This is a genomic window from Bradyrhizobium sp. SEMIA, assembly GCF_014844175.1.
GTDB lineage: Bacteria > Pseudomonadota > Alphaproteobacteria > Rhizobiales > Xanthobacteraceae > Bradyrhizobium > Bradyrhizobium arachidis.
This window is the reverse complement of record NZ_CP046601.1, coordinates 9,640,715-9,662,886: the sequence shown is the minus strand read 5'-3', so window position 1 is coordinate 9,662,886 and position 22,172 is coordinate 9,640,715. Positions and strand designations below refer to the sequence as shown.

The 22,172-nt window shown below is 60.2% G+C and carries 21 protein-coding genes and 2 pseudogenes; 12 read left to right on the top strand and 11 right to left on the bottom strand.

Features of this window, described 5'->3' with window-relative positions; genetic code table 11:
* Positions 1-31: 31 nt before the first annotated feature.
* Positions 32-913 (bottom strand): PhzF family phenazine biosynthesis protein, encoded by an 882-nt coding sequence (locus FOM02_RS46515; protein WP_027565076.1) that lies wholly within the window; start codon positions 911-913, stop codon positions 32-34.
* Positions 914-1,165: 252 nt separating this feature from the next.
* Positions 1,166-2,158, bottom strand: a complete 993-nt coding sequence (gene gcvA, locus FOM02_RS46510; protein ID WP_231164209.1) for a transcriptional regulator GcvA — start codon at positions 2,156-2,158, stop codon at positions 1,166-1,168.
* A gap of 74 nt (positions 2,159-2,232) precedes the next feature.
* Here gcvA and FOM02_RS46505 point away from each other — a divergent pair, with 74 nt between their 5' ends.
* The 4 genes from FOM02_RS46505 to FOM02_RS46490 all read left to right on the top strand — a co-directional run bounded on the left by FOM02_RS46505 (position 2,233) and on the right by FOM02_RS46490 (position 8,055).
* Positions 2,233-2,979 (top strand): SDR family oxidoreductase, encoded by a 747-nt coding sequence (locus FOM02_RS46505; RefSeq protein ID WP_027565078.1) that lies wholly within the window; start codon positions 2,233-2,235, stop codon positions 2,977-2,979.
* Between the two features lie 1,191 nt (positions 2,980-4,170).
* Positions 4,171-4,395: a hypothetical protein gene (locus FOM02_RS46500; protein ID WP_265442284.1), complete on the top strand. Its 225-nt coding sequence runs from the start codon at positions 4,171-4,173 to the stop codon at positions 4,393-4,395.
* Positions 4,396-5,350: 955 nt separating this feature from the next.
* Positions 5,351-7,342: a VTT domain-containing protein gene (locus FOM02_RS46495; protein WP_265441379.1), complete on the top strand. Its 1,992-nt coding sequence runs from the start codon at positions 5,351-5,353 to the stop codon at positions 7,340-7,342.
* 17 nt (positions 7,343-7,359) lie between these two features.
* Positions 7,360-8,055 (top strand): endonuclease/exonuclease/phosphatase family protein, encoded by a 696-nt coding sequence (locus tag FOM02_RS46490; RefSeq protein WP_265441378.1) that lies wholly within the window; start codon positions 7,360-7,362, stop codon positions 8,053-8,055.
* A 231-nt stretch (positions 8,056-8,286) separates the two neighbouring features.
* Here FOM02_RS46490 and FOM02_RS46485 read toward each other — a convergent pair whose 3' ends face one another.
* The 4 genes from FOM02_RS46485 to FOM02_RS46470 all read right to left on the bottom strand — a co-directional run bounded on the left by FOM02_RS46485 (position 8,287) and on the right by FOM02_RS46470 (position 10,722).
* Positions 8,287-9,300: an LLM class flavin-dependent oxidoreductase gene (locus FOM02_RS46485; RefSeq protein ID WP_265442283.1), complete on the bottom strand. Its 1,014-nt coding sequence runs from the start codon at positions 9,298-9,300 to the stop codon at positions 8,287-8,289.
* 45 nt (positions 9,301-9,345) lie between these two features.
* Positions 9,346-10,080 carry a Bax inhibitor-1/YccA family protein gene (locus FOM02_RS46480; RefSeq protein WP_416207754.1) on the bottom strand — a complete coding sequence of 245 codons (735 nt, stop codon included), beginning with the start codon at positions 10,078-10,080 and terminating at the stop codon, positions 9,346-9,348.
* Between the two features lie 112 nt (positions 10,081-10,192).
* Positions 10,193-10,369 carry a hypothetical protein gene (locus FOM02_RS46475; protein ID WP_265441377.1) on the bottom strand — a complete coding sequence of 59 codons (177 nt, stop codon included), beginning with the start codon at positions 10,367-10,369 and terminating at the stop codon, positions 10,193-10,195.
* A gap of 140 nt (positions 10,370-10,509) precedes the next feature.
* A complete protein-coding gene (locus FOM02_RS46470) occupies positions 10,510-10,722 on the bottom strand; it encodes a hypothetical protein (protein WP_265441376.1) in 213 nt (70 codons plus the stop codon).
* Between the two features lie 664 nt (positions 10,723-11,386).
* Here FOM02_RS46470 and FOM02_RS46465 point away from each other — a divergent pair.
* Both FOM02_RS46465 and FOM02_RS47475 read left to right on the top strand, forming a co-directional pair.
* Positions 11,387-11,569: a hypothetical protein gene (locus FOM02_RS46465; protein WP_265441375.1), complete on the top strand. Its 183-nt coding sequence runs from the start codon at positions 11,387-11,389 to the stop codon at positions 11,567-11,569.
* Between the two features lie 228 nt (positions 11,570-11,797).
* Positions 11,798-12,028, top strand: a complete 231-nt coding sequence (locus FOM02_RS47475) for a DUF6894 family protein (protein ID WP_416207753.1) — start codon at positions 11,798-11,800, stop codon at positions 12,026-12,028.
* 452 nt (positions 12,029-12,480) lie between these two features.
* On the opposite strand, the gene FOM02_RS46460 is transcribed toward FOM02_RS47475, so the two are convergent.
* The 3 genes from FOM02_RS46460 to FOM02_RS46450 all read right to left on the bottom strand — a co-directional run bounded on the left by FOM02_RS46460 (position 12,481) and on the right by FOM02_RS46450 (position 14,997).
* On the bottom strand, positions 12,481-12,657 hold the full coding sequence (locus FOM02_RS46460; protein WP_265441374.1) for a hypothetical protein: 177 nt from the start codon (positions 12,655-12,657) through the stop codon (positions 12,481-12,483).
* A gap of 222 nt (positions 12,658-12,879) precedes the next feature.
* Positions 12,880-14,388 (bottom strand): glucose-6-phosphate dehydrogenase, encoded by a 1,509-nt coding sequence (gene zwf, locus FOM02_RS46455; protein ID WP_265441373.1) that lies wholly within the window; start codon positions 14,386-14,388, stop codon positions 12,880-12,882.
* Between the two features lie 276 nt (positions 14,389-14,664).
* Complete coding sequence (locus FOM02_RS46450) at positions 14,665-14,997, bottom strand: hypothetical protein (RefSeq protein ID WP_265441372.1); 333 nt, start codon at positions 14,995-14,997, stop codon at positions 14,665-14,667.
* 538 nt (positions 14,998-15,535) lie between these two features.
* On the opposite strand from FOM02_RS46450, the pseudogene FOM02_RS46445 reads away from it, so the two are divergent.
* From FOM02_RS46445 to FOM02_RS46425, 5 genes and pseudogenes are all read left to right on the top strand, one after another.
* Positions 15,536-15,904 (top strand): annotated as a pseudogene (locus FOM02_RS46445) (PRC-barrel domain-containing protein); the annotation flags it as partial.
* A 33-nt stretch (positions 15,905-15,937) separates the two neighbouring features.
* Entirely contained in the window at positions 15,938-16,291 is a 354-nt protein-coding gene (locus FOM02_RS46440; protein ID WP_265442281.1) for a PRC-barrel domain-containing protein, read from the top strand.
* Between the two features lie 137 nt (positions 16,292-16,428).
* Complete coding sequence (locus FOM02_RS46435) at positions 16,429-17,658, top strand: DUF1236 domain-containing protein (RefSeq protein WP_265441371.1); 1,230 nt, start codon at positions 16,429-16,431, stop codon at positions 17,656-17,658.
* A 299-nt stretch (positions 17,659-17,957) separates the two neighbouring features.
* Positions 17,958-18,682 (top strand): annotated as a pseudogene (locus FOM02_RS46430) (type 1 glutamine amidotransferase domain-containing protein).
* Positions 18,683-18,861: 179 nt separating this feature from the next.
* The gene (locus FOM02_RS46425; RefSeq protein WP_265441370.1) at positions 18,862-19,179 is read left to right on the top strand and encodes a co-chaperone GroES; all 318 of its coding nucleotides are present in this window, start codon (positions 18,862-18,864) and stop codon (positions 19,177-19,179) included.
* 270 nt (positions 19,180-19,449) lie between these two features.
* Here the strand turns inward: FOM02_RS46425 and FOM02_RS46420 are convergent, their stop codons facing one another.
* Together FOM02_RS46420 and FOM02_RS46415 are read right to left on the bottom strand one after the other, a co-directional pair.
* Positions 19,450-20,139, bottom strand: a complete 690-nt coding sequence (locus FOM02_RS46420; RefSeq protein ID WP_265441369.1) for an HAD family hydrolase — start codon at positions 20,137-20,139, stop codon at positions 19,450-19,452.
* 8 nt (positions 20,140-20,147) lie between these two features.
* A complete protein-coding gene (locus FOM02_RS46415) occupies positions 20,148-21,263 on the bottom strand; it encodes an AI-2E family transporter (RefSeq protein ID WP_265441368.1) in 1,116 nt (371 codons plus the stop codon).
* A 493-nt stretch (positions 21,264-21,756) separates the two neighbouring features.
* On the opposite strand from FOM02_RS46415, the gene FOM02_RS46410 reads away from it, so the two are divergent.
* A complete protein-coding gene (locus FOM02_RS46410; RefSeq protein ID WP_265441367.1) occupies positions 21,757-22,149 on the top strand; it encodes a hypothetical protein in 393 nt (130 codons plus the stop codon).
* Positions 22,150-22,172 lie beyond the last annotated feature (23 nt).

Genomic DNA, 22,172 nt, shown 5'->3' with positions numbered 1-22,172 from the left:
GGCGTCCCGCACCTTGCGCCAGCCCAACTTCTCAGGGCTGCAGGACATGCGTCTCCGCACGCGTGACGGAGCCGCCGAGCAGACAGCCGACGGGCCTGTCGCCGGCGAAGCCGAGGCGCACCCCGATCTCGGACAGGGCACCCATCGCCCGTCCCTGCATGATGGTGATCCGCGCGCTGTTGCGCTCCACAAGGCCGTTCCTGAGCAGTCCGAACGCGAGCGCGGCCGCGGCGATCCCCGTGGCCGCATCTTCCGGGTAGCCCGACGATTTCGGGAATTGCCGCGCCTCGAAACGTCGTTCGCCCTGCTGCTCGATGGCATAGGGATAAAGGCCGGTGGACCCAATCCGGCCGCAGCACGCCTCGATCTGCGCAGGCGCCGGCACCAGCGCGTTGAGCTCGCGGACGCCTTTCATCGGGATCAACGTCTTCACGCGCGACGTGACCGCGTTCTGGATGGGCAAGTCGAGCAGATCGCTGCGCGACAGCTTGAGCGCCGACAGCACGTCCTCCTCGTCGGCACGCGAGAGATCGACGACCTTGCCGGCCGGCTGGCTGATCTCGACAGAAGGCTCGCCCGAGCCAGCGCGATCGACATAGCCCGTCACCGGCCCACTGCGCGTCTCGATGCGGACCTGCTCGCCGGGCAAGCGCCCCTTGGTCGCAAGCACCCACAGCGCGCCGATCGTCGCGTGGCCGCACATCTCCATCTCGTGCCGCGGAACCCAGAACCGGAAGACATAGTCGGACTCGGGCCCTGATGCCGGCAGGACGAAGCCCGACTCGTGCCCGAAGTGCCGCGCCACCGCCTGCATGCCCTCACCTGCAAGATGCGACGCATCGATCACGATGGGGCACGGGTTGCCGCCGGCGCCTAAGTGGGTGAACACGTTGACAAGCTCGATCTCGATCATCGGATCACTCACGTCATGGAATGGCGCGACGGCGGCGGTCGCGGGTCCGGGGCATTAAAATGCAAAAGTCCTCGAAATCGAAACGATTTCGAGGACTTATTGCGTCCTTGGTTGCGGGGGCCTGCAGCGGACGTCACGCAGACCTTCTCCGATTGTGATCTCACGGGCGTTATAGTGACTTAGGCGCTGACCTCTGCTCTTTCCTCGCTAGCCGAAGTCGCGTCCAGCTGGGACGACGTAGCCCAGGGGCCACTAACCGACGATCGCCGCGCTCGTCTCTACTTCAGCACAAATCCAATCCTTGAACGCCGAGATTCCAGAATGGTTCTCGGCTCTTGGCCGATGGACAAGGTAGTAGGCAAGCTCGCAGTCCAATGCCTCTCCGAAGGGACGTATCAAACGCCCCGCCGCCAAATCCAGAGCCACCAACGTAGTGCGGCCCAAAGCGACACCACTGCCATTCATTGCTGCCTGATAGGCTGCTGCCGAGTCGTTGATTTGCAGCCCCCGCTCACAATTGATGTCGGAACAACCTGCCGCCTGCAGCCATGTGCGCCAAGTCGGAAATGCGCTTTCAAACGCCATCGAGCGATCATGAATCAGGGTGTGATGCTTGAGATCCTCCGGGCCTTGCAGGGGATGGAGCCCTTTGACCAAGGCAGGGCTGCATACGGGAAAGAAAGCGTCCCGTAACAAGAATATGGATTTGAGGCCGGGCCAACTGCCACCACCATAACGGATACCGACATCCATCCGCTCGGCGGTAAAATCGACGAGGCGGCCGCTGGTATCGATAAGCAAATCGTAGAGCGGATGATTGGCCGCAAAACGCTCGACGCGCGGCAACAGCCACTTGTCGGCAAAGGCGGGCGGCACGGTGAGGCTGATGGTGATCTGGCCGCGCGATGCTTTCAGGCGCTCATACGCCACCGTCAGATGATCGAACCCGGCCTGCAGATCCGGCAGCGCGGCGCGGCCGGCCTCGGTCAACTCCAGTCGTGCGGGGCCCGCCTGCGAACGATGAAAAAGCTCAACTCCGACGGCGGCTTCCAGACCGCGGACAAGGCTGCCAACCGCGGCCGGCGTCACGTTCAGCTCATCGGCGGCGGCGACATAGCTGAGGTGGCGTGCTGCCGCTTCAAAAGCACGAAGTGCGTTTAAGTGATTGGGCGCTCTCATGAGTTTCCGGACAAGGTTTTCTATGCCGCCAACGCAGATCATCTCTGTTGTGACAGGGAAGGTCAACAATCATGGTGCTGCTCACGGATCGCGCGCTCCGGTTACGACCGTCAACAAAACCTTCGGACCAGGAGAAGATCATGAAACTGTCAAATAAAATCGCCCTCGTCACGGGCGGCACCTCGGGTATCGGCCTCGAAGCTGCGAAGCTGTTTCGCCAGGAAGGCGCCAACGTCATCATCGTCGGGACAAATCAGGTCCGGCTCGAAGCGGCAGCAGGTCAGATCGGCGACGGCGTCACAGCACTACGTGCCGACGTGACCAAGTCTGGGGATGTCGAAAGCGTTGTCAGTCAGATCCGCGAAAAGTTCGGCCGCATTGACGTCGTGTTCGCCAATGCCGGTATGGGCCTGGCGGCGCCGCTCGAAGCCGTCACTGAAGAGCAGATTGACACTCAGTTCGACGTGAACTTCAAGGGTGTGTTCTTCACCGTTCAAAAGGCAGCGCCGCTGCTCGCCAAGGGTGGCAGCATTGTCGTGACGACGTCGTTCCTGAACGAGGTCGGCACACCCGGCCTGTCGATCCTGTCGGCTACGAAGGCAGCTCTGCGCTCGCTGGTTCGATCGTTGGGTGCTGAGCTTGCGCCACAGGGCATTCGCGTGAACGCTGTTAGCCCCGGACCGATCAGTACGCCATTTCACAGCAAGCTTGGACTTTCCAGCAAGCAACTCGATGAAACTGCCTCGGCGATCGAAGAACAGGTCCCTCTTCATCGCTTCGGCGAACCCGTAGAAATAGCCAGGGCGGCACTGTTCCTCGCGAGCGATGATTCCGCATTCACGACGGGATCGGAGCTGGTCGTCGACGGTGGCATGTCTCAGCTTTAATTTCACGAGGAAGCGACGCCTGCTAGGGATCACAAGCCGAAGATGGGATGGCTGGAGTCCAAAGGAATTGCGGTGATAGGGCACTCAACTGGCTACCGGATCACCGCTCGCTCAACCGCCTGGTCGGTAGTTTGCAGCCGGACACCTGCTCGGACGCGACAGCAGTGTGCCAGCTGGCTCAACACACAACGCCAAAACAAAAATGGCCCGCTTCAAGCGGGCCATTTTCGTATCGGATCCGGTAAAATCCGAATTTGGTTGCGGGGAGGCGCAACCACCGATACCGACATTCCGTTCAGGTGGCGATTTGACCAGGGGAGTTCACTGCGTCCCGAACGCAGTGAGCATCTTCTAAGTTATTGATCTTTCTTGGTGTGGCGATCCTCTCCGTCCTGTTTTGTTCACGGTCGTTTCACCCAATTCGTTGCGATTTCATTGCGGCCTCTCGCAACGAGAACGCGCTCGCTGAGACATCGAACGTGAGCGTGGCAAGGCAACCTGATCAGGATCGAAATCAACAACACTAGATCCGCTCAGAAAGAGGAGCATCTGCAGCGGCTTCCAAATGCGCTCAAAACTCTGACCCGTGCGCTGGTCTTTACGTAACAAGCTCAATGCTTTTCAGTCTTGGCTGAGGGGGACCGGCCGGAGATGGAATGGCGGAATCAAAATCCGCTTGATTGTTCAATGAATTCAATGGGCTTTTGGAAAAAATGACAGAAATGCCGACTAGCGAGGTCAATAGCTTGCCGGTCGTTTCCAAACGAAACCCGCACAGAGACCGTCTGGTCAGGCCCTTAAAATTGCTACTGTCTGTTACCGTAGGGCCGCCAAACGACGGCAGTCGCGCGCGGAACGGCTTCATGGTCACGTTGTTGGCCCGCTATGGGCGCAGCTTGAAAAGCCAGCGCGATGCTGGAGACGAATGACCCGCTGATTAAGTGTCCCCGGTGCAACGCCTCGCCGATGGCCGTGAGTTCCGAAAGGGACACGTTCGCGTTGCGCGATATCGCCTTCGGATGCCGCAAGTGCGGCAGCGAGGAAACCGGGCGGCTCCGGCGTGCCGCCCACTCGCCGGTCTCGTCGACTGGCGGTCTTGATGCCGCCTGAGCCGGCTCGCGGTTCAGTCGCCAGGAACACCCCTTGTGCGCGCGACTTGATCCAGCGGACAACTGAAGAATGGAGGACATCATGAAGCCAATCCTAGCCGCCATGAGCCTGCTGGCACTGGCATCGGTTTCCCCGGCGGAAGCGAAGGGCTGCATCAAAGGGGCCATCGTCGGCGGTGTCGCCGGCCACATGGCTGGGCACGGCAAGCTCGGCGCGGCGGCGGGATGCGCGATCGGGCACCATGAAGCCAACAAGGAGAAGAACCCGAGCGACTCGAATGCCCGGGCCCCCTCGGGGCAGAAGTAGCGACCGCCGGCCTGGGAGTCAGCAACATGGCCCGATGAAGATTCGCTCCCACTCCGAGAGCCACATCGAGCGCAGCGGCGGAGAACGCCGCAACCCGCTCGGACGACGCGGGCAGGAAAGGCAATAGAAGACGAGAAGACTCAATTGCTCGATGGAGCCCGGAGGTGCCGGCGCCTGGCTGCTGCCATCACCGATCCAGAGGTCGTCGAGCGGCTCATGGCTCTCGCGCAAGAGTACGAACGCCGGGCCGATGCCTCGCCGGGCACGCAAGCGCCCGACACGAAAGACGAGAAGCACCGAGTCAGACCTCTGGCGATCCCGAGAAGAGCACCGTTGGAGGTATTGCGCGCGGCTCCGGCATCCGCCGTGGCTCGATCCGCTGCTCTTGAGATCGTACCCATTTGGCCAAGTCGAGCAGCCGTCGTCGAGTGAACGGATCTCGGCACTCAACTTCACGGTCGCGCCGCGGGTTCACATTGGCGCATCTCAAGTTCACGTGCGGCCCGCTGCCGCTCATTCACGTCATTTCGATCGCGCCCTCCTCAATCTCCTCTCCCGCTGAGGGAATAGCAGCGCGTGTCGTCCCGCAGGATTCACGTCGAGAGGCCGCGTGCGACCGGAACGCATCAAGCCAGAAGGCTCCGGCGTAAGGCGAGAGCAATGGCACCGGGCAATCGAGACCGCTCCAGCTTTGCGGCGTGCGTTCTCGAGATGAAACACGACGGAGCATCGTCTTTCCGTGCGCCGCCCGTCAAAGCGGCTCGCCAAACTCGGCTCAACGGAACCGATCGGATGTGCAAGCGTTTCAGCTAGCCCCGTCAGCCAACGCAGGTCGCCTCTGCTTAGCACGTCTTCCATTCTCATCCCCGGCGATACCGTCTGGCGACGATGCCGAGCAGACCGCGTCGCGATCCTGAACGATGCTGCCGAATATTTTGCGGCACTGCGGGCCGCGATGGTCCTCGCCGAGCGCGAGGTATACATAATCGGATGGGACATCCATAGCGAGACACATATCGTGGCTCCCACCGGTCGCGTGGATGATGGCCTTCCGCCAATGCTTGGACCATTCCTGAAAGCGTTGATCGAGAAGAAGCCAAAGCTCGTTGTCAACATTTTGGATTGGGACTTTGCTACTCTGTATGCCGCCGAGCGTGAATGGAATTCAGCGGAAAAATTCAGCTCCGGCACCGGTGGCCGCATTCGCTTTTGCCATGATGACAGCCTGCCGCTTGGATCGGCGCAACATCAAAAGATCGTCGTGATTGACGATCTCGTCGCCTTCGTCGGAGGCCTAGATCTCACGGTGCGGCGCTGGGACACGAGCGAGCACGCTGCCAACAATCCGCTTCGCGTCGATCACGAAGGAAAGCCCTATCCGCCATTTCACGACGTGCAATGCATGGTCGACAGCGATGCCGCGGCAGCGCTGGGCGAAGTTGCCCGGGCGAGATGGGGCGCCGCCGGTTGCGCCGTGTCGCACGTCCGGCGGCGGAGCGGCAATCGATGGCCGGACTTCGTCGCCGTCGACGGACGCGATCTCATGGTCGGCATCGCCAGGACCGCACCGCAAACCGTCGATCAACCCGGAATCACGGAAGTGTCGCGGTTGTTCGAAGCCTCGATCGCAATGGCCAACCGGCTGATCTACATCGAGAACCAATTCACCAGCGCCAACGAAATCGCGCTTGCTCTGGCGCATCGCATGGCGCTCGTGCCTTCGTTGAAAGTGCTGATCGTAGCGCCGCGGGGGCACTCGTCCTGGTTCGAATCGCACGCTATGCAGGGAGGCCGGCTCAGTTTCATGTCTCAGTTCGTCGCCGCCGGCGTCAGCGAACGGCTGCGCATCCTCTATCCCACTTCGGAGCAACCGCAATCTGATGCCGCCGCCATCATGGTCCACAGCAAGGTCATGATCGTCGACGACGGCTTTCTTCGTGTTGGCTCGGCCAACCTCAATAACCGCTCGCTGGGTGCCGATTCCGAATGCGACCTCGCCTTCGAGGCAACCTGCGATGAGCACGAGGCGTTCATCCGCAGCGTACGGCATCGATTAATCGGCCACTTCCTCGGGCTCCAGGCGCGTGAGATCGCGTCCAATGAGCAGGACCTTCTGGGGTTCATCGACCGTCACCGATCGTCCGGGGCCGGCAAGAAGCTGGTGCCGATTGAAGAGGAAGGCATCTCCATGCGCGCCGTGACGGAGTTTGTGCAGCCGATCGCCGATCCCAGGAGGCCGCTCGACCTGCGGCGCACCGCGCGCCGGATGTGGACGGCACGGACAATGATCGCGGTCGCGAGCATTGCGCTGTCGCTCGTCGGACTGACGCTCGCATGGCAATACACGTCGCTCAATGCCTTCACCGAGGTCGGTTACGTAACCGGCATCATTTCGCAGAATACACAGTCGAAATTCGCTCCGCTCTTGGCGATCTCGGCGTTTGTGCTGGGCGGACTCGTCGTGTTTCCGGTCCTCGTTCTCATCGCCGCGACAGCGGCCGCGCTCGGCCCATGGCTCGGCTTTGCGGGTTCCCTCACCGGCGTGCTACTGAGTGCATCGCTTCTGTTCATGATCGGCCGCTTCATGGGACACAAGCGGCTGCAATCGCTTATGGGCATGCGCGCCCTGCGAATTCAGAATCGCATCGTGGGCAAGGGGGTGGTTGCGGTCGCCTTGATCCGCATGGTGCCGATCGCGCCGTTCTCGCTTGTCAATCTACTTGCCGGGGCCAGTCAGCTGACCCTACGCGATTTTCTGATCGGTACTATATTGGGAATGGCGCCAGGCATTGCCACCATGGCGGCCCTCGGTGCGCAAATCGCGGACTTTGCCCGCAACGCATCCTGGTCTAGCGCGGTGCTGCTCGGCGTTACCATCGCGGCCTGGATCGGCGTTTGTCTCGGCGCGCAGTTCGTGGTCACTTGGCTTGCCGGGCGCAAGCGGTGACGGACTCTCTTCGCGTCATGACATGGAACGTGCACGGCACGTTCAACCTCAATCCCGATTTTGATCTGGAAGGGGTCAGCGCCATCATAAGAAAATGGTCGCCGGATGTGGTCGCGTTGCAGGAGGTCGATTCGCGCGGACGCACCGACGATCCCTTCACAAAGCTCGCAGATGTAGTGGGCGAACATCGCGCAGAAGCCCGCTCAATCGTGACCGCGGACGGCGACTACGGCCAAGTCTTACTTAGCAGGCTTCCGTTCGCAGCCCCGCCCGCGATTACAGACGTCTCCTATCAGGAACGGGAACCGCGCCGCGCGATCACGGTCTGCATCCGGACATCCCGCGGCGAGGTCACCGTCGTTGCCACTCACCTCGGTCTTTCGATCCATGAGCGCCAGGCGCAGGCCCGCGCGATCGCCCGCCTCGTCGATAGTCCTTGGACGGTGGTGGTCGGCGATTTCAACGACTGGCTTTGGGTTAAATCCGTACGGCGCGCATTGGCTGGCCGTTGCCCGGTGCGTACGCGCCTGCGAACATTTCCATCATGGCTGCCAATCCTACGCCTCGACCGCATTTACACCACGGCCAACGGCGAAATCCTGGAGGCGTGGACTGATAGTGACGCGAAGGCCTATTCGGATCATCTGCCCGTCATCGCCGATATTGCGTTTTCCGGCGTTACTGCCTCGGGTAGCGCAAAAGAGCAAAATTGACGAGCAACGCGTAGCCGTCCGGCGGCGCCCGGTCTCGAGCGGCACGTTGGTCAGGCAGTTGGACGCCTGGCCGCAATCGCCACAATCTTCGCAAACCGTGCTGTTGATGAACATGTACTTGTCGGGGACGGGATAACGGGCGATGCAGATTCAGGATCACGGGCTGGATTTCGGCGTCAACGATGAAGCTATAAGCATCATCCTGCATCTACCCCACCAGTTGCACGGTTTTCAGGTGAGGCTGGCGGCAAGCGCAGCGGCCTCAAGAACAAGTTCAGCGGCAATTTCAAACGAGCGCAGTCGCGCCGTATGGTCGTAGATCTGGGCCGTAAAAATGAGCTCATCCGCACGGGTCTCGGCGATGATCCGGACCAGCCCGCTTTCCACGGTGGCGGGGCTGCCCACGGTCGAATAAGCCAGCGACTCCTTGACCATCGACCGCTCTGTGGGCGAGCAGCGCTGATCCATGTCGTCGACCGGCGGCGGCAGCGGTCCTGGTGAGCCCCGCCTTAAGTTGATGAACTGCTGCTGCAGCGATGTGAATAGATGCTGCGCCTCCGCATCAGTATCTGCCGCAAAGACGTTGACGCCTACCATGGCGTACGGCGCCTGCAGAAATTGCGACGGCTGAAACCGGGAGCGGTATATGTTCAGCGCGTTGAGCAGCTCTCCGGGCGCAAAGTGCGACGCAAAAGCGAATGGGAGCCCAAGCGTCGCGGCGAGCTGCGCGCTGTACGTGCTCGAACCCAAGAGCCAGACCGGCACCCTGAGTCCGGCGCCGGGAACGGCCCGTACCGCCTGACCAGGTTGCACCGGTCCGAGCAGCGTGATCAGTTCCATGACGTCGCGGGGGAAGCTTTCGGCGCCTGCCGCCAGGTTCCGTCGCAAAGCACGCGCCGTTCGCTGGTCCGTTCCGGGCGCGCGGCCGAGACCAAGATCGATGCGGCCCTCGTAAAGGGACTCAAGCGTTCCGAACTGCTCGGCAATGACCAGAGGCGCATGGTTCGGCAGCATGATGCCGCCCGAGCCCACCCGGATCGTCTTGGTGCCCCCGGCAATGTAGCCGATCACCACCGCAGTCGCAGCGCTTGCGATGCCCGGCATGTTGTGATGCTCGGCCAGCCAGAAGCGCCTGTAATTCCAACGCTCGGTATGCTGGGCGAGATCGAGCGAGTTGCGGAAGGCCTGGGCGGCGTCGCTGCCTTGGGTGATCGACGCAAGGTCCAGTACTGAAAAGGGAATCACAATCGCCTCCACCTTTCCCTTCCAGGTTCTCAAGCCAGCACGTCGTCAACTTTCGCGGCGCTGGCCGAACAATTGCATCAGCATCATGAACAGGTTGATGAAATCGAGATAGAGCGCGAGCGCGCCCAACACCGCCTTTTTGCCGGCAGTTTCGCGCGATTCAGTATCGAGATACATCTGCTTGATCCGCTGGGTGTCGTATGCGGTCAAGCCGACGAAAACGATCACGCCGATGATCGAGATCGCGAACTGCAGCGCGCTTGAGCCGATGAAGATGTTGACGAGAGAGGCAATCACAATGCCGATCAGGCCCATCATCAGGAAGGACCCAAAGCCCGATAGATCGGACCGGGTCGTGTAACCGTAGAGGCTCATCATGCCGAAGGTCGTTGCCGTGATGAAGAACACGCGCGCGATCGAGGCTCCCGTGAACACCAGAAAAATGCCCCCCAGCGACAGCCCCATGACGGCGGCATAGAGCGCGAACAGCAGCATCGCCGTGTCTGCACTCATGCGCTGGATGAGAAAGCTCAGGACCAACACGAAGCCGAGCGGCGCCAACATCACCAGCCAGATTAGCGGCGTCCCTGCGATGGCTTGATAGAAGCCGGAAGCTGCGGCGGCATAGGCCACGATACCCGTCAGCGTGAGGCCGCCGGCCATATAGCCGTAGACCCGCTGCATGTGGACGCGCAGCCCCGCCTCGATTTGGGCATCCAGTGACGGCGGAAAACCTGCGCCGCGCGACGGTCGCTGCGGGTTGTAGTCGTAATAGCTCATGGCTTGCTCCGTACGTTGGCTTATTGCCGCCGGGCCGCGGTCGCCCCTGACGCGCCCGTAATGCGCATGCAGGTAAGGCCGATGCAAACCTCATCGGCGGTGTATGCGCTTCTCAGTCGAAAGCTTCCCCCCTGGCTTTCCGGTAAGGCTCGCCGTACTCCTGAAGCGCGATGTATCGACGGAGGCCAGTCTCATTCATCGCCCGCAGAGTACCTTGACGAATATCAGTAATATCAGCATTTAGTCGCTGCCATGCGATGCGCTTGGCTTTCACGCGCTGAGCATTCATCTATTCCTGCTCGAGAGCGGCATCGACTGCGAAGTTTTCAGGAAGGAGCGCTTGCGCGCCCTCGGCACCGTCTCCGTGGAGTTGCCGGCGTAGCTGTCTGTACGCAGGTGGTTCAGTCACTTTTGGCCATTTGGCAGCGTTCAAGGAGCCCCTCGGGATTTCGCCACTTCCACCGCCTGCAGCCAATCTTGCCACGCCGCCGGATCAACCGGTGTCCCGTCGGCCCATTTCAGCGCTCCGATGAGACGCTCCAATTCCGCCGAAGTCCAACCCTCACGTTGCCGTACCTCTTCCAAGAAGACCCGCATCGCATCATATGCCTCGACCAACGTGACGGTCTCAGTCGCATTCATGATAGTCTCGCCCTTCGAGCCTGCTGCATACGATTCATTGCCTCTCTCCGTTAGAGAATTACCTGGTCCAATCAACCACGCTACGCTCCTATTTGGGGGGACCGCTGCTTCCCCTGGTGCTGTAAGCACGGGTGTCATTATTGGGCTCGGGCGCAGCAGGAACGGGGCTCGCGCTAGGTTGGGTATATGCGCTTCGCGGTATGTCGGAGGCCTGGTGCTCCCGTCGTCCGCTACTGGTCCCTTCCAAAGCCCAGAGCATCAGAACGGCGCCAACGCAAGCCATCGCGATCACGAAGATGATCGCATAGGGTACATCTCTGTTCATGCGGTGCTCCTTTGGTATGGCGCTGCTAGCTTCCTATCGACCATAGCTGTCTGACGGCAAGGCGCATGACCGTACGCAACTGCTGCGGGTGTGGAGAACAAATCGACTGCGAGGCATTCCTACACGTTCCCTTACCAAGCGGATGGGGGCGATGCCATCGCATGCGATGCGCTTGGGCGCATTGACGATCGTCAAGGCCGCCCTCGAACTCTCAGCCGATAGTGAGACAATGAGAACTGAAGCAGTAGAGCAAGGGCGAGCGGCGAGTCCGAATTCGCAACTGATTGACACGAGACAAGAGCCCAGATCACGCACCACAGATGGCAAGCGGAGGGCGTCATGGGCATCGAGAAGATGCATCCACCAAAATACTGGGAGATGCGCGCAGAGGAGTTCCGCGCGAAGTCGGACAACTGCGAGCATAGGCAGGTCAAGGAATCGCTCCGTAAGATCGCCAACACCTATGACGGACTCGCCCGACGAGCCAAGTTGATCCGCACCGTTCAGGCCGCCGCAGAGTAATGCCGCCTCCACCTATTGGGAACTATCGCATTTTCAGCGAGTGTTCATCGCGTCCGCTCTATCGATGGAGATGGTGGTTTCCGGGGTGATCCCTGGTGCACCGGGAGTACCGAGGCCACTGGGGCTCCGGCGCTTCGGCGTCGGAGTTTCCCGGCTTACCCCCAAAGTTCACTTTTGAACCAAGCCGCCTACCGTTCGTTGACGCTCGAATGGAGAAAGGCGGCCCCAATGCCTCGTTACTTCTTTCATCAGCATGTGGGTGGGCAAAAGAGTGAAGATACGCGTGGGGAACTATTCCCGAGCGCTGCCACAGCATGTCACCGAGCCGCGCAGCGGATGCCGGCCGGCCTGAAGAGAGCTGCGGAGCGTTCCCGCAACACCTATGTCGCCACCGAAGTAACTGACGGCACCCGAACCCTGTTCGTGGTGAGGGGAACAGTCATTGTCGAACGGCGGTAAGGCCGCCTCTGCGGCGGCGAACCTATTGGCGTCACCGTGCCCGCGATCCGGTTCAGTTGTGCTCCTCCAGTTGGATGGCGCCGCCATGGACCAGACAGTTTGCGTCGGCAGCCGCAAGCATGCCGGCGGGCTCCAACTCCTCCGTCTTGGTCTCGTGGTAGATCACGTTGCATGTGCAACCAAGCTGAAGTGCTTCCGTGGTTCCAGGTGGTGGCACAGAGTAGTCCTGTGTGTGCGGTACTCGCATGACAATCTCCGTTTCTTCGACATCATGCCGCAGCGGCGGTCTGCACCGGCTGCCCGCTTCGATTGGTCCGGACCATCTCCAGAAACGCGTGAATCTGCTGCGCGACGGTCGCCCCCTCGTCGCTGCTGACGCGATTGACTGCGTCACTGAAAGATATCTGAAGTGTTCAGGCGCGAATCGTTCGGTCGGACCAGCCGCTGAGCGATCACACCGATTCCGTGGCGGGTACCAGCCGTTCGGCCGCCCGCTCGGCAAGCCGATCGTACTCCTCGGCAATCTTCAGCAGGCGATCGCGCGAGTGTCTCATGCTGAATTGCTCCGCCTTGTCTCTCGTCCTCTCAGCGCGTTCTTGCCAATGTCGCGGATCAAGCACGTCTGTCATGGTCGGCATCTCCGTACTCATTTTTGTAGACAAGGGGCGTTTGAGGCAACGTTACGGCTCAGCGGCATTTACATGTCGCAACTAGAACCGGCAATTTGTTGAAACTACTTAACTGCGGTGTAAGCGAAGCGTCATGGCCCGCCTTATCGCGGCCGCGTCCAGCAAGCACTTGTGGATCGGGAACTGAAATCAGATGGCGATAGCTGTGCATGACAATGACGGTCAAAGCGGCCGCCAGCTGCGGCCATCGCGCTTCAACAATTCGAATGCCCCCGGGGGACCCTCGCTGCCGGCGGGATAAAATTCCAGACCCTTCGCGCCCGCTTTTTTCCAGGCATCGAGGAACGGTTGCACCGCCCGCCAGGCGGCTTCGACACCGTCAGCCCGTTGAAACAGAATGTTGTCACCAATCATGCAGTCGTAGATCAGGGTCTCATACCCCGTCGCTGGTTCGATCTTGAAGTAGTCTCGATAGCGGAACTTCATTTGTACGCCGCCGGTCCTGATCAAAGGCCCCGGCACCTTGGTATTGAATTGCAGCGTAATGCCCTCTGTCGGCTCGATACAGATGACGAGATAGTTCTCAGCCAGCTGCTGGACGTGCGTAGACTGAAACATCGCAAAGGGAGCCTCGCGGAATTTTATCGCAACTTCCGTGCGTTTCATGGCGAGCGCCTTGCCGGTGCGCAGGTAGAAGGGGACGCCGGCCCACCGCCAGTTGTCTATATGCAGCTTCATAGCGACGTAAGTCTCCGTAACGCTATCCGGCTTTACATTTGGGGTCTTGCGATAATCCGGAATCTCGTTATCGCCAATCGTCCCGGCGGTATACTGCCCACGCACGGAGTTGTTCAGCGCATCCTCCTCGCTCTGGGCCTGGATCGCAGCCAGGACCTCGTCCTTTTCTGAACGCACGTTGTGGGCGTCGAAACGTGTCGGAGGCTCCATTGCGATCAGCGATAGCAGCTGAAACAGGTGGTTTGGCACCATATCGCGCAGCGCGCCAGTCGCGTCATAGAAGCTGCCGCGGTGGCCAACGTCGATCTTCTCAGCCACGGTGACCTGCACATGATCGATATGATGGCGGTTCCAGATCGGCTCGAACATTCCGTTTGCGAAGCGCAGAACCAGAATATTTTGGACTGTCTCCTTGCCCAGGTAGTGATCGATTCGGTAAATCTGGTGTTCATCGAGAATACTCAGCAGTTCCGCGTTCAGTGCGTGCGCTGACGCCAAGTCCGTCCCAAACGGCTTTTCCACCACTAGCCGTCGCCAGGTGCCGTTTTCTTCCTTCAATAAGCCGACACGACCGAGCTGGCGCGCGATCGGCGCGAAAGCATCAGGCGGTGTCGCCAAATAGAATAGCCGATTGCCGCCGGTATTGCGCGAGGCCTCCAATTGTTCGAGCCGCTCCTTCAGCCCATCGAAGGACAGGGAGTCCCCAGGGTCGGCTGCGACGGAGGTGACGCATTCGAGAAGGCGATGCGCGACCTTGTCATCCACGGGGCGGGTTGCGAACTGACGCAACCCCTTCATGAGCTTCTCGCGCAGCGCTTCGTTCGACATGGGATACCGCGCAACGCCGACGACGCAAAACTGTTCCGGCAATAATTCGGCTGCCGAGAGGTTGTACAGCGAAGGGATCACTAGCCGGTTGGTCAGATCCCCAGTGACACCGAAGATGACAAGGGCACAGGATCGTGGCTTCTGGTTGGACTGGAAATCTATCACGAACAGCTGACCGTGAATTGGTGAAATGGCGCTGACTTCCCCGAGCCGAGACCGCCGTGCTGCTGGAGCTCTCGGCCGCCTTCAAATCGGGGAGCAACCGCCATCCACTCTCGTGGAAGGAGTTCAAGTGGCTCTCTGCTGATGCCATAAAGCGCGCGCGCTGCCTTGACCGCCGTCAATATATCGAGGGCCTATAAGACGATTGCGACCGAGGCGGACAGAGTGCGCAGACCACAGATTCAGAGAATACGGAATCGAGAAGGACCGCAGCCGAGATCACGTCATGCTACCCGGCATGAAGCATCGAATCGTGGTACCCAACGGCGCCTTGATCGGCCAGACCATCGTCCTGCCGTCCCGGTTCGGCCCGGTGAGCACGGCATCATCGGGAACTACGATCCACTCGTTGTCGATGCGGACACGAAAATGACCGTCTTTCGATTCCCAATCCGGGTCGGCAATCGCGAGACCGTCAGTTACCGAACAACATGGACCTTTGCCGGACTTGAGACTGTCGAACCATGGCTTGAGTGGAGATAGCGAATAGCGGCCGTCGTCACGTGCGTGGACGGTGCCGATCAGCAGCGAGACGAGAATGATAAGGCTCAATCGCGCAAGGAAGTTTCCATGATTGCGTGCCAAGAGCTGGTAAGGCCGTGAGCTGTTAACGCCATGGCGATCGCGCCTAGCGGTTCCTAATTCAAGGTTCAAGGAAAGTTATGTGATCACCGGCGCCGACCTTGATAACAGTCAACCTGGCAGATCATTGCCGCGGCTGCGCAAAAGCGCTTGCGGTCTCGTGTGGATATTGGCTACGCACCGCGCCCTTTGGCCTCGCAGTTCGCACACTAGAGAGGTCTGGGCCGTTAGCAAGCGCCGTGTGCAGCTCTGCCCCGACGATGGCGCCCGCGCCGAATGCAGCCCGCATTCGCTTTGGGTGTCCAGAAGAGTTGCTGGATGAAACCGTCCTTTCCGAACCCGGACCAAGGCCGACCAGTATCTGCAATGACGGGCGTCAATGCAGCGAGCGCGATTGTAGCGTAGGTGCTGCAATAGAGTGCAAAACCCTCGGGCCAACAATTAGCGAACCGGGGGCCAAGCAACTGAGCTTTGCAAAGGCAGCACGGTTGGCAATGGAGAAGACGATATGGTGACCACAACGCAACGCGCATCCGCGACCGAGCGCGGAACTACATCCTCACTGATCGCAAGTGACCGCGTGGAGGGAACTGCTGTCTACGACGCACAGGGAAAGCGTATCGGAAAGGTCGAACATCTCGTGATCGACAAATCCGGCGGTCGCGTCATCTACGCCGTCCTAAGTTTTGGAGGCTTCCTTGGTATCGGCGCGAACCACTACCCGATTCCCTGGCAGATGCTGGATTTCGATGAGAGGCTCGGCGGATACCGCGTGGGCATCACCGAACAGCAACTCAAGAACGCTCCGAAAACCGAGCAAGGGGAAAGCTGGGAGCAAGCGAACCGCGAGCGCGACGAAGAGGTCTATGGCTATTGGGAGCAACCCGCACCAGAGCAGACTTCGTCTCTCATATCTAGCGACAGCGTCGAAGGAATGCCTGTCTTTGACCTACGCGGCAAGCGCATCGGTAAAGTCGAGCGCCTGATGATCGACAAGCTCACCGGCCAGATCGCCTACGCGATCCTGAGTTTCGGCGGCTTCCTCGGCGTCGGCGAGGATCAGTATCCAATACCCTGGTCGATGCTGACCTACAACGAAAAGCCCGATGGCTTCCAAGTCGACATCACCGAAGAGGAGCTAAAGAACGCCCCGAAAATCGAACCAGGCGAAAACTGGGAGCAAACAACTCGGACCCGCAATCAGGACGTCTACGACTATTGGGAAGTCAGGTACTATTGGATCGTCGGATCCGATATTGCGTAAGCACTAGTGAGGTGCTGATCGCGCTTTTGAGCAGGCTGCGGTGGATCGCCTCGCCCCGGTTGACCGTCGTCATGGTGGAACCAAACCCAGCAACCTAGATTACCCGACGGGTGGGGGGACCAACAGGAGAGTCTCCCATGAGGATAAATTGGCTTTACACGACGGCGATGGCATTGGTGATTTGCGCCGGTCCCGCCATTGCGCAATCGCCGGAAGGTTCGCAGAAGCGCGAGGAGAGCCCACGCGCCCAGTCACCGGCATCTCAGTCTAGGGAAATGGAGCGTCCATCCGCCCAGTCGAAGGAGATGGATCGCGGCGGCGCGGCTGATCGCAACAAGGAGCGCGCGCAGTCCGAGCCGAAGGGCGGCGCCAAGGACATGCAGCGCGGTGAGGCCCCGTCACCGGCCGAGCGCAGCAAGGAGGCGCAGAAGCCGCAGGACCGCGACTCCAAGGAGCCGACCCGTGAGAGCCAGGATCAGCCCGGCCGTGGCGAACGCGTACCCTCGAGCACGGCGCAGCAGAAGGACCTGCAGCAGGGCCGCGATGCCAAGCCGGCTGCCGACCAGAAGCAACAGGCTGAGGAAAAGCTGCGGGGCCGCGAAGGTCAAGCCAAGCAGGACCGCGCGCAGGACGCCACCAGGCCGGCCGATACGAAGCAGCAGCAGACCCAGCAGCAGATCGATCGCGATCGCAAGGAGCAACGCGATCAGGCCGCCCAGCCGTCCAAGTCCTCGCCGCAGCAGAGTTCGCGGCCGGCCGACAACACACAGACCCAGAAGACCGGCGAGGCGCCGGATCAATCGAACCGCCAGACTTCCTCGGGTGCGGTCAAAGACGATCAGCGCAGGCAAGTCGTCGATCAACTGCGGCGCGACAGGACTGCCACCAACCAGAATCTCAATGTCCAGGTCAATGTTGGCACGCGGTTGCCGCGGGGCGTGCAGGCGCGCCGGTTGCCGCCCGATATCGTGCGGATCATGCCGCAATACCGGGACTACGAGTACACGGTGATCGATAATCGCGTTGCCATTATCGATCCGCGACGGCGCGAGGTCGTCGATATTCTCGACGACGGACCGGGTTACACCAGGACGGCCGCTTACAGCCGCGACCGGGTTGTCATAGACGATGAGACGCGTAGGCGGTTCAGGGAATTGGTGCGCAACTCCTCGACGACGGTCGGCTCGACCTCGCCTTCAGCAGGCGGAGGCGGAACCTCCGCGTCGAACTGTCTGTCGCTACAGCCGGTGCCGGAAGAACTGGCGCGCAACCATCCAGAGCTCGCCAACTACCGCTATCTCGCTATCGGCGACGAAGCAGTGCTGGTTGACCCGCATCAGCAGAAGATCGTCCAGGTGATCGACTAAGGCTGGCTGCTCTCTCTCTCTCCGTTCTTCTCGGGGAGAGGGTTGGGGTGAGAGGCCACACGTTTCCGCGATATCCCGGCCCATCGAATGGCGGCCACACTATGCGCAGCAATCAGGCAAGAAGAGTTTCACGGATTATTCCTAGCTGCAAAGGAGCCGCGACGACAACCAAAGGCCTGCGCCGATCGATAAGCGTAGGTGTGAACTTGGACGGCAAAACTGATGGCCATCAATGAACGTCAAGCAATGATGCCTGATGCTCCAGTGCCACGGAGGCGCTGAACAGGAGCAACCTTGAGGTGAAGATATTGATCGTACTAACCTCGCACGACCGACTTGGAGACACTGGAAAGAAGACGGGCTTCTGGTTCGATGAGTTCGCTACGCCCTACTACATCTTTAGGGATGCCGGCATCGCTCTTACACTTGCGTCTCCCGAGGGAGCCTGCCGCCGGTCGATCCAAGAAGCGAGTGGCCCGAGGCGGAGACCGCGGCGACTATTCGCTTTCGGCGCGACGGTTACGCGCAAGCCGAGCTGGCGAACGCCCGGATGCTGTCTAGCATATCGGCCCGCGACCATGATGCCGCCTTCTACCCAGGAGGCCACGGCCCCTTGTGGGATCTCGCCAATGACCCCCACTCAATCGCGTTGATCGAAACCATGTTCCGCACGGGTCGTCCTCTGGCCCTCGTCTGTCATGGGCCCGGCGCCTTGCGCTCCACCATGGCTTCAAATGGCCGTCCACTTGTCGACGGCAAATCGGTCACCGGGTTTTCCAACCTCGAGGAGGCTGCAGTTGAACTGACGGACGCCGTACCGTTCCTGGTCGAAGATATGTTGAGGAACAACGGCGGCAACTATTCCCGGAAAGACAAGTGGCAGCCCTATGCCGTTTGCGACGGCGATCTGATCACGGGACAAAATCCGGCATCCTCGGAAGCCGTTGCGAACGCTCTCCTTGATCGATTACGGATCAAGGGTCAGGCCATGAAAGGTGGCAACGCCTGGACCCGGAACGCCTGAGTAGTACCGGAGACGCGGCGCCGGCCGATCGGACAAACCAAATGGGAGCTCGTCACCGTGGAAACCAAGTCTTTCTCGGGCGCCGAAGACATTCTGTGTGGGTGCCACAACCTTAGGTGACGGGCCGCTCGCACCCGCGCATTCCGAATGCCAGAAATAACACAGCTAAGGAGAACTTCATGAAATTCCGTCCGCTCCATGACCGCGTCGTGGTCAAGCGCATCGAAGCCGAAGAGAAGACCAAGGGCGGCATCATCATTCCCGACACAGCCAAGGAAAAGCCTTCCCAGGGCGAGATCACCGCCGTAGGCCCAGGCGGCCGCGACGAAGCCGGCAAGCTAATCCCTGTCGATCTCAAGGTGGGCGACCGCGTGCTATTCGGCAAGTGGTCTGGCAATGAGGTCGTGCTCGACGGCCAGGATCTGCTGATCATGAAGGAGAGCGACATCCTGGGCGTCCTCACCGAGGCTTCCACCGCCAAGAAGAGCGCGGCTTAGGCGCTTAGCCCGCTCCCTCATCCTGAGCAGCCCGCTTCTCGAAGGATATGCTGCAAGCTCAAATCTGATCCCTCGAGAACCCGACGAGCCGCTTGGCCTCCAGGCGAGGACCCTGAGCCTGCGCGAGCAGGTGAGCTGTGCGGGCAAACTTCCAGCCGGAGTTCCTCAACAGCGTCGACGGAATCTCCTGCTCCACCGCTTGCAGAAGAGCGAGAGGGGGCCAGACTGTCGGGATACAGCTCGGTCGCCTCGAGCTGCTGGAGCCCGTCTTCAGCGTCGACCCGCAACCTCGTCGATGCGACCCAGGAGATCTGCTGGATCTTCATAGACGCGGAACGCTCCGGATTGTCGCAACTCGTCCGGCCCGTAGCCGCCGCTTAAAAGACCTACGCCCAACGCGCGACATCGGATCGCCGCCAACATGTCCCAGATACTATCGCCAACAACGAATGCGGTTTCGATGGGAACGCTCAGCCGTTCGGCAGCTGCCAAAAACAAATCCGGGTCGGGCTTGGCATATTTGACGTCATCACGCGTCACGACTGGAACCACATCCGGATCGACCCCAAGCGAATTCAGATTGACGGCTGCGGTTTCCAGACGGCCGCTGGTCGCAATCGCCCACGGAATGCCGGCCTGCGACAACCACTTCAACAATTCGCGAGCTCCAGGCAAAGGCCGAATCCGATTCGACTGCTGTCGGTAAGCGGCAGCATGGGCGCGGCGAAGCCGCTCAACGCGTTCAGTGCTAATTTCAATGCCGGTTTCGCGAAGAAGCTGATTGATGAATAAGCCTCCGCTCATTCCTATCCTGCGATGGATGCGCCAAACCGAGAGTTCGATGCTCTCTGCATCGAGCGCCTCCTTCCATGCAAGAACATGCTGATAGACGCTGTCAACCAGCGTGCCATCGAGATCAAACAGGAAGGCGGGTTCGATAACTGATGAGTGTCTCGGCATTCTATTCGTCAGGTCTCGACGCCAATCCATTCACGCCAAACGGTGAGCAGAGCCGCCATAATCACCGGGCCGAGAAAGAGACCGATCAATCCAAACGATTCCACCCCGCCGAGGATTCCGATCAGTACCAACAGGAAAGGTAGCTGCGCAGTGCCTCCAATCAGCGCCGGGTGAATGAGATTGTCACCGATCAGCAAGATCGCTGCGCCAAAAACAATTAGGCCTACGGGCGCCAGCAACGTACTGCTGTGAGAAGCCAATATCAGTGCAGCCGTGGTGAGCGCGATCCATGCGCCTAGAGGCACCATCGCCAACGCCGTCGTCACAGCAGCGAACAGCAGCGGATGCGGCACTCCCGTCGCGACATACGCGACACCGATGGCGGCGCCTTTCAGGATCGCAGCTGCGATCGTCCCGTTCACTGTGGCGCGGATTGCATCGGCGATCCTGCTTATCAAGCGCGCGCCAGGATCCCCGATTAGATCGCCGGCGGTGGTCATGGCGCGATCCGCCAGCCAGACGCCATCACGGAACGCTACAAATAGTGCGATCAGCGTAATTGCAAAGAGAAATAGACGATGCAACAGCGCGCCCCCGAGGGCGCCCGTCCACGACGTGAGATTTTCGATATTCACACCGCGAAGCCATTCCCTCAGAACGTCGGGATTGCTGAGGTTGGTGCGCCACCAGAGCTCGAGCTGCTGGCCGGCGATCGGCAGCTGCGCAAGCCAGATCGGGACTGCAATTCCACTCTCACGCAGGCGGTCGAGCGCACGTAGAAAAGCGCCGCTTCCCTGGGCAATCTGATGCGCCACCACAATCAGGGGCACAAGCAGAACAAGCCCGGTCAGAAGCGTAAACAGCAACGGAGCTAACAAGGAAGAACGACGGCTGGAGATCAGCCGCGCGAAATGAATGTAAACCGGCCAGATCGCAATGGCGATTAACGCTGCCCAGGTCAGCGCCACCAGGAACCCACGCGCAACCCAGAGCGCCAAGAGCACTACCCCGATCGCAATAGCTGATTGGGTGATCGCCCGGACGCGTGAATCGAAGATTGGCTCCAACGTGCCGATCGACCGAAGCCCACCGTCATTGCTCGGTGTGAGTTCATGAAGCTGCATAATAACTCACGAGTGTTTCGCCGCAAAAACGACCGGTTGCGGCAGACAGACTACAACCACATGCCTCTGCGCACATTGACGACCATCAACTGCCAGCGCCGCCGCGAGGGAGTCTGCGAGCATAGTCCTGCGATGAACATCAATGACCAGGAGCGCGAGCGGAGTTACTTCAAATCGGCATCACCCCTCATGCCACATCCGGCTTAGCCGATGGCACTCTGGTTCTGAGGGCACTCGTGAAGCGGCAGTCGAACTCCAGCTTCGGTCTGTGGAAAATTACTGCCGACAGCTTGACAACAATCAAGGCTCGATCCCCGCGCCGCGCGGAGATTAGAGTGACAACCGAGCTGACGCGCGCAAGTGTCCCGGCTGCAATGGTCGCCGACACAGCACGTGCTTCACCGACGCAATGGTGTCGTCACTTATTCAGTAGCCATCGCTGTGACGCGCCCGAAAGGTACGGCTCGGATCCATCACAATCAAGGAGACCACCATGAACCGACTTCTCTGTTCCGGCGCTTTGCTCGTGATTCTCGGCGGTACCGTCGCCACAGCTCAGAACGCAAGCGACACTCCTCAAAGCAACAACGCTCAGGGGGCGCTGAACCCGGCACAGCAACAGATGGTCAGCAATAGCCTCTCCAGCACGCCCTCGCAATCCGCGCCATCTGGCGCGCAGCCGCAAGTCGGTGACAAGGTTCCGGAGTCCATGTCGGCGCAATCCATGCCGCATAATGTCGTTGACCAGGTCCCCGAGGCGAAGGAGCTGCTCTTTGTCAAACTGCCAGACCGTATCCTGCTCATCGACCCCGACACCAAGCTGATATCCGAAATTGTCACCGAGCCGGCCACCACAGGGTCGACCGCCGGCAACCAGGATCGGTAGGACTACCAGTGCCTCGCCAACGG

Bases quoted from the DNA above. Each gene is read 5' to 3' on its own strand.
- FOM02_RS46515 (WP_027565076.1), bottom strand. From the start codon at position 913: ATGATCGAGATCGAGCTTGTCAACGTGTTCACCCACTTAGGCGCCGGC.
- FOM02_RS46490 (WP_265441378.1), top strand. From the start codon at position 7,360: ATGACATGGAACGTGCACGGCACGTTCAACCTCAATCCCGATTTTGAT.
- FOM02_RS46470 (WP_265441376.1), bottom strand. From the start codon at position 10,722: ATGAATGCGACTGAGACCGTCACGTTGGTCGAGGCATATGATGCGATG.
- FOM02_RS46475 (WP_265441377.1), bottom strand. From the start codon at position 10,369: ATGAATGCTCAGCGCGTGAAAGCCAAGCGCATCGCATGGCAGCGACTA.
- FOM02_RS46465 (WP_265441375.1), top strand. From the start codon at position 11,387: ATGGGCATCGAGAAGATGCATCCACCAAAATACTGGGAGATGCGCGCA.
- FOM02_RS46435 (WP_265441371.1), top strand. From the start codon at position 16,429: ATGAGGATAAATTGGCTTTACACGACGGCGATGGCATTGGTGATTTGC.
- FOM02_RS46420 (WP_265441369.1), bottom strand. From the start codon at position 20,139: ATGCCGAGACACTCATCAGTTATCGAACCCGCCTTCCTGTTTGATCTC.
- FOM02_RS46415 (WP_265441368.1), bottom strand. From the start codon at position 21,263: ATGCAGCTTCATGAACTCACACCGAGCAATGACGGTGGGCTTCGGTCG.
- FOM02_RS46495 (WP_265441379.1), top strand. From the start codon at position 5,351: ATGGTCCTCGCCGAGCGCGAGGTATACATAATCGGATGGGACATCCAT.
- FOM02_RS46505 (WP_027565078.1), top strand. From the start codon at position 2,233: ATGAAACTGTCAAATAAAATCGCCCTCGTCACGGGCGGCACCTCGGGT.
- FOM02_RS47475 (WP_416207753.1), top strand. From the start codon at position 11,798: ATGCCTCGTTACTTCTTTCATCAGCATGTGGGTGGGCAAAAGAGTGAA.
- FOM02_RS46410 (WP_265441367.1), top strand. From the start codon at position 21,757: ATGAACCGACTTCTCTGTTCCGGCGCTTTGCTCGTGATTCTCGGCGGT.
- FOM02_RS46460 (WP_265441374.1), bottom strand. From the start codon at position 12,657: ATGACAGACGTGCTTGATCCGCGACATTGGCAAGAACGCGCTGAGAGG.
- FOM02_RS46500 (WP_265442284.1), top strand. From the start codon at position 4,171: ATGAAGCCAATCCTAGCCGCCATGAGCCTGCTGGCACTGGCATCGGTT.
- FOM02_RS46425 (WP_265441370.1), top strand. From the start codon at position 18,862: ATGAAATTCCGTCCGCTCCATGACCGCGTCGTGGTCAAGCGCATCGAA.
- FOM02_RS46480 (WP_416207754.1), bottom strand. From the start codon at position 10,080: ATGAGCTATTACGACTACAACCCGCAGCGACCGTCGCGCGGCGCAGGT.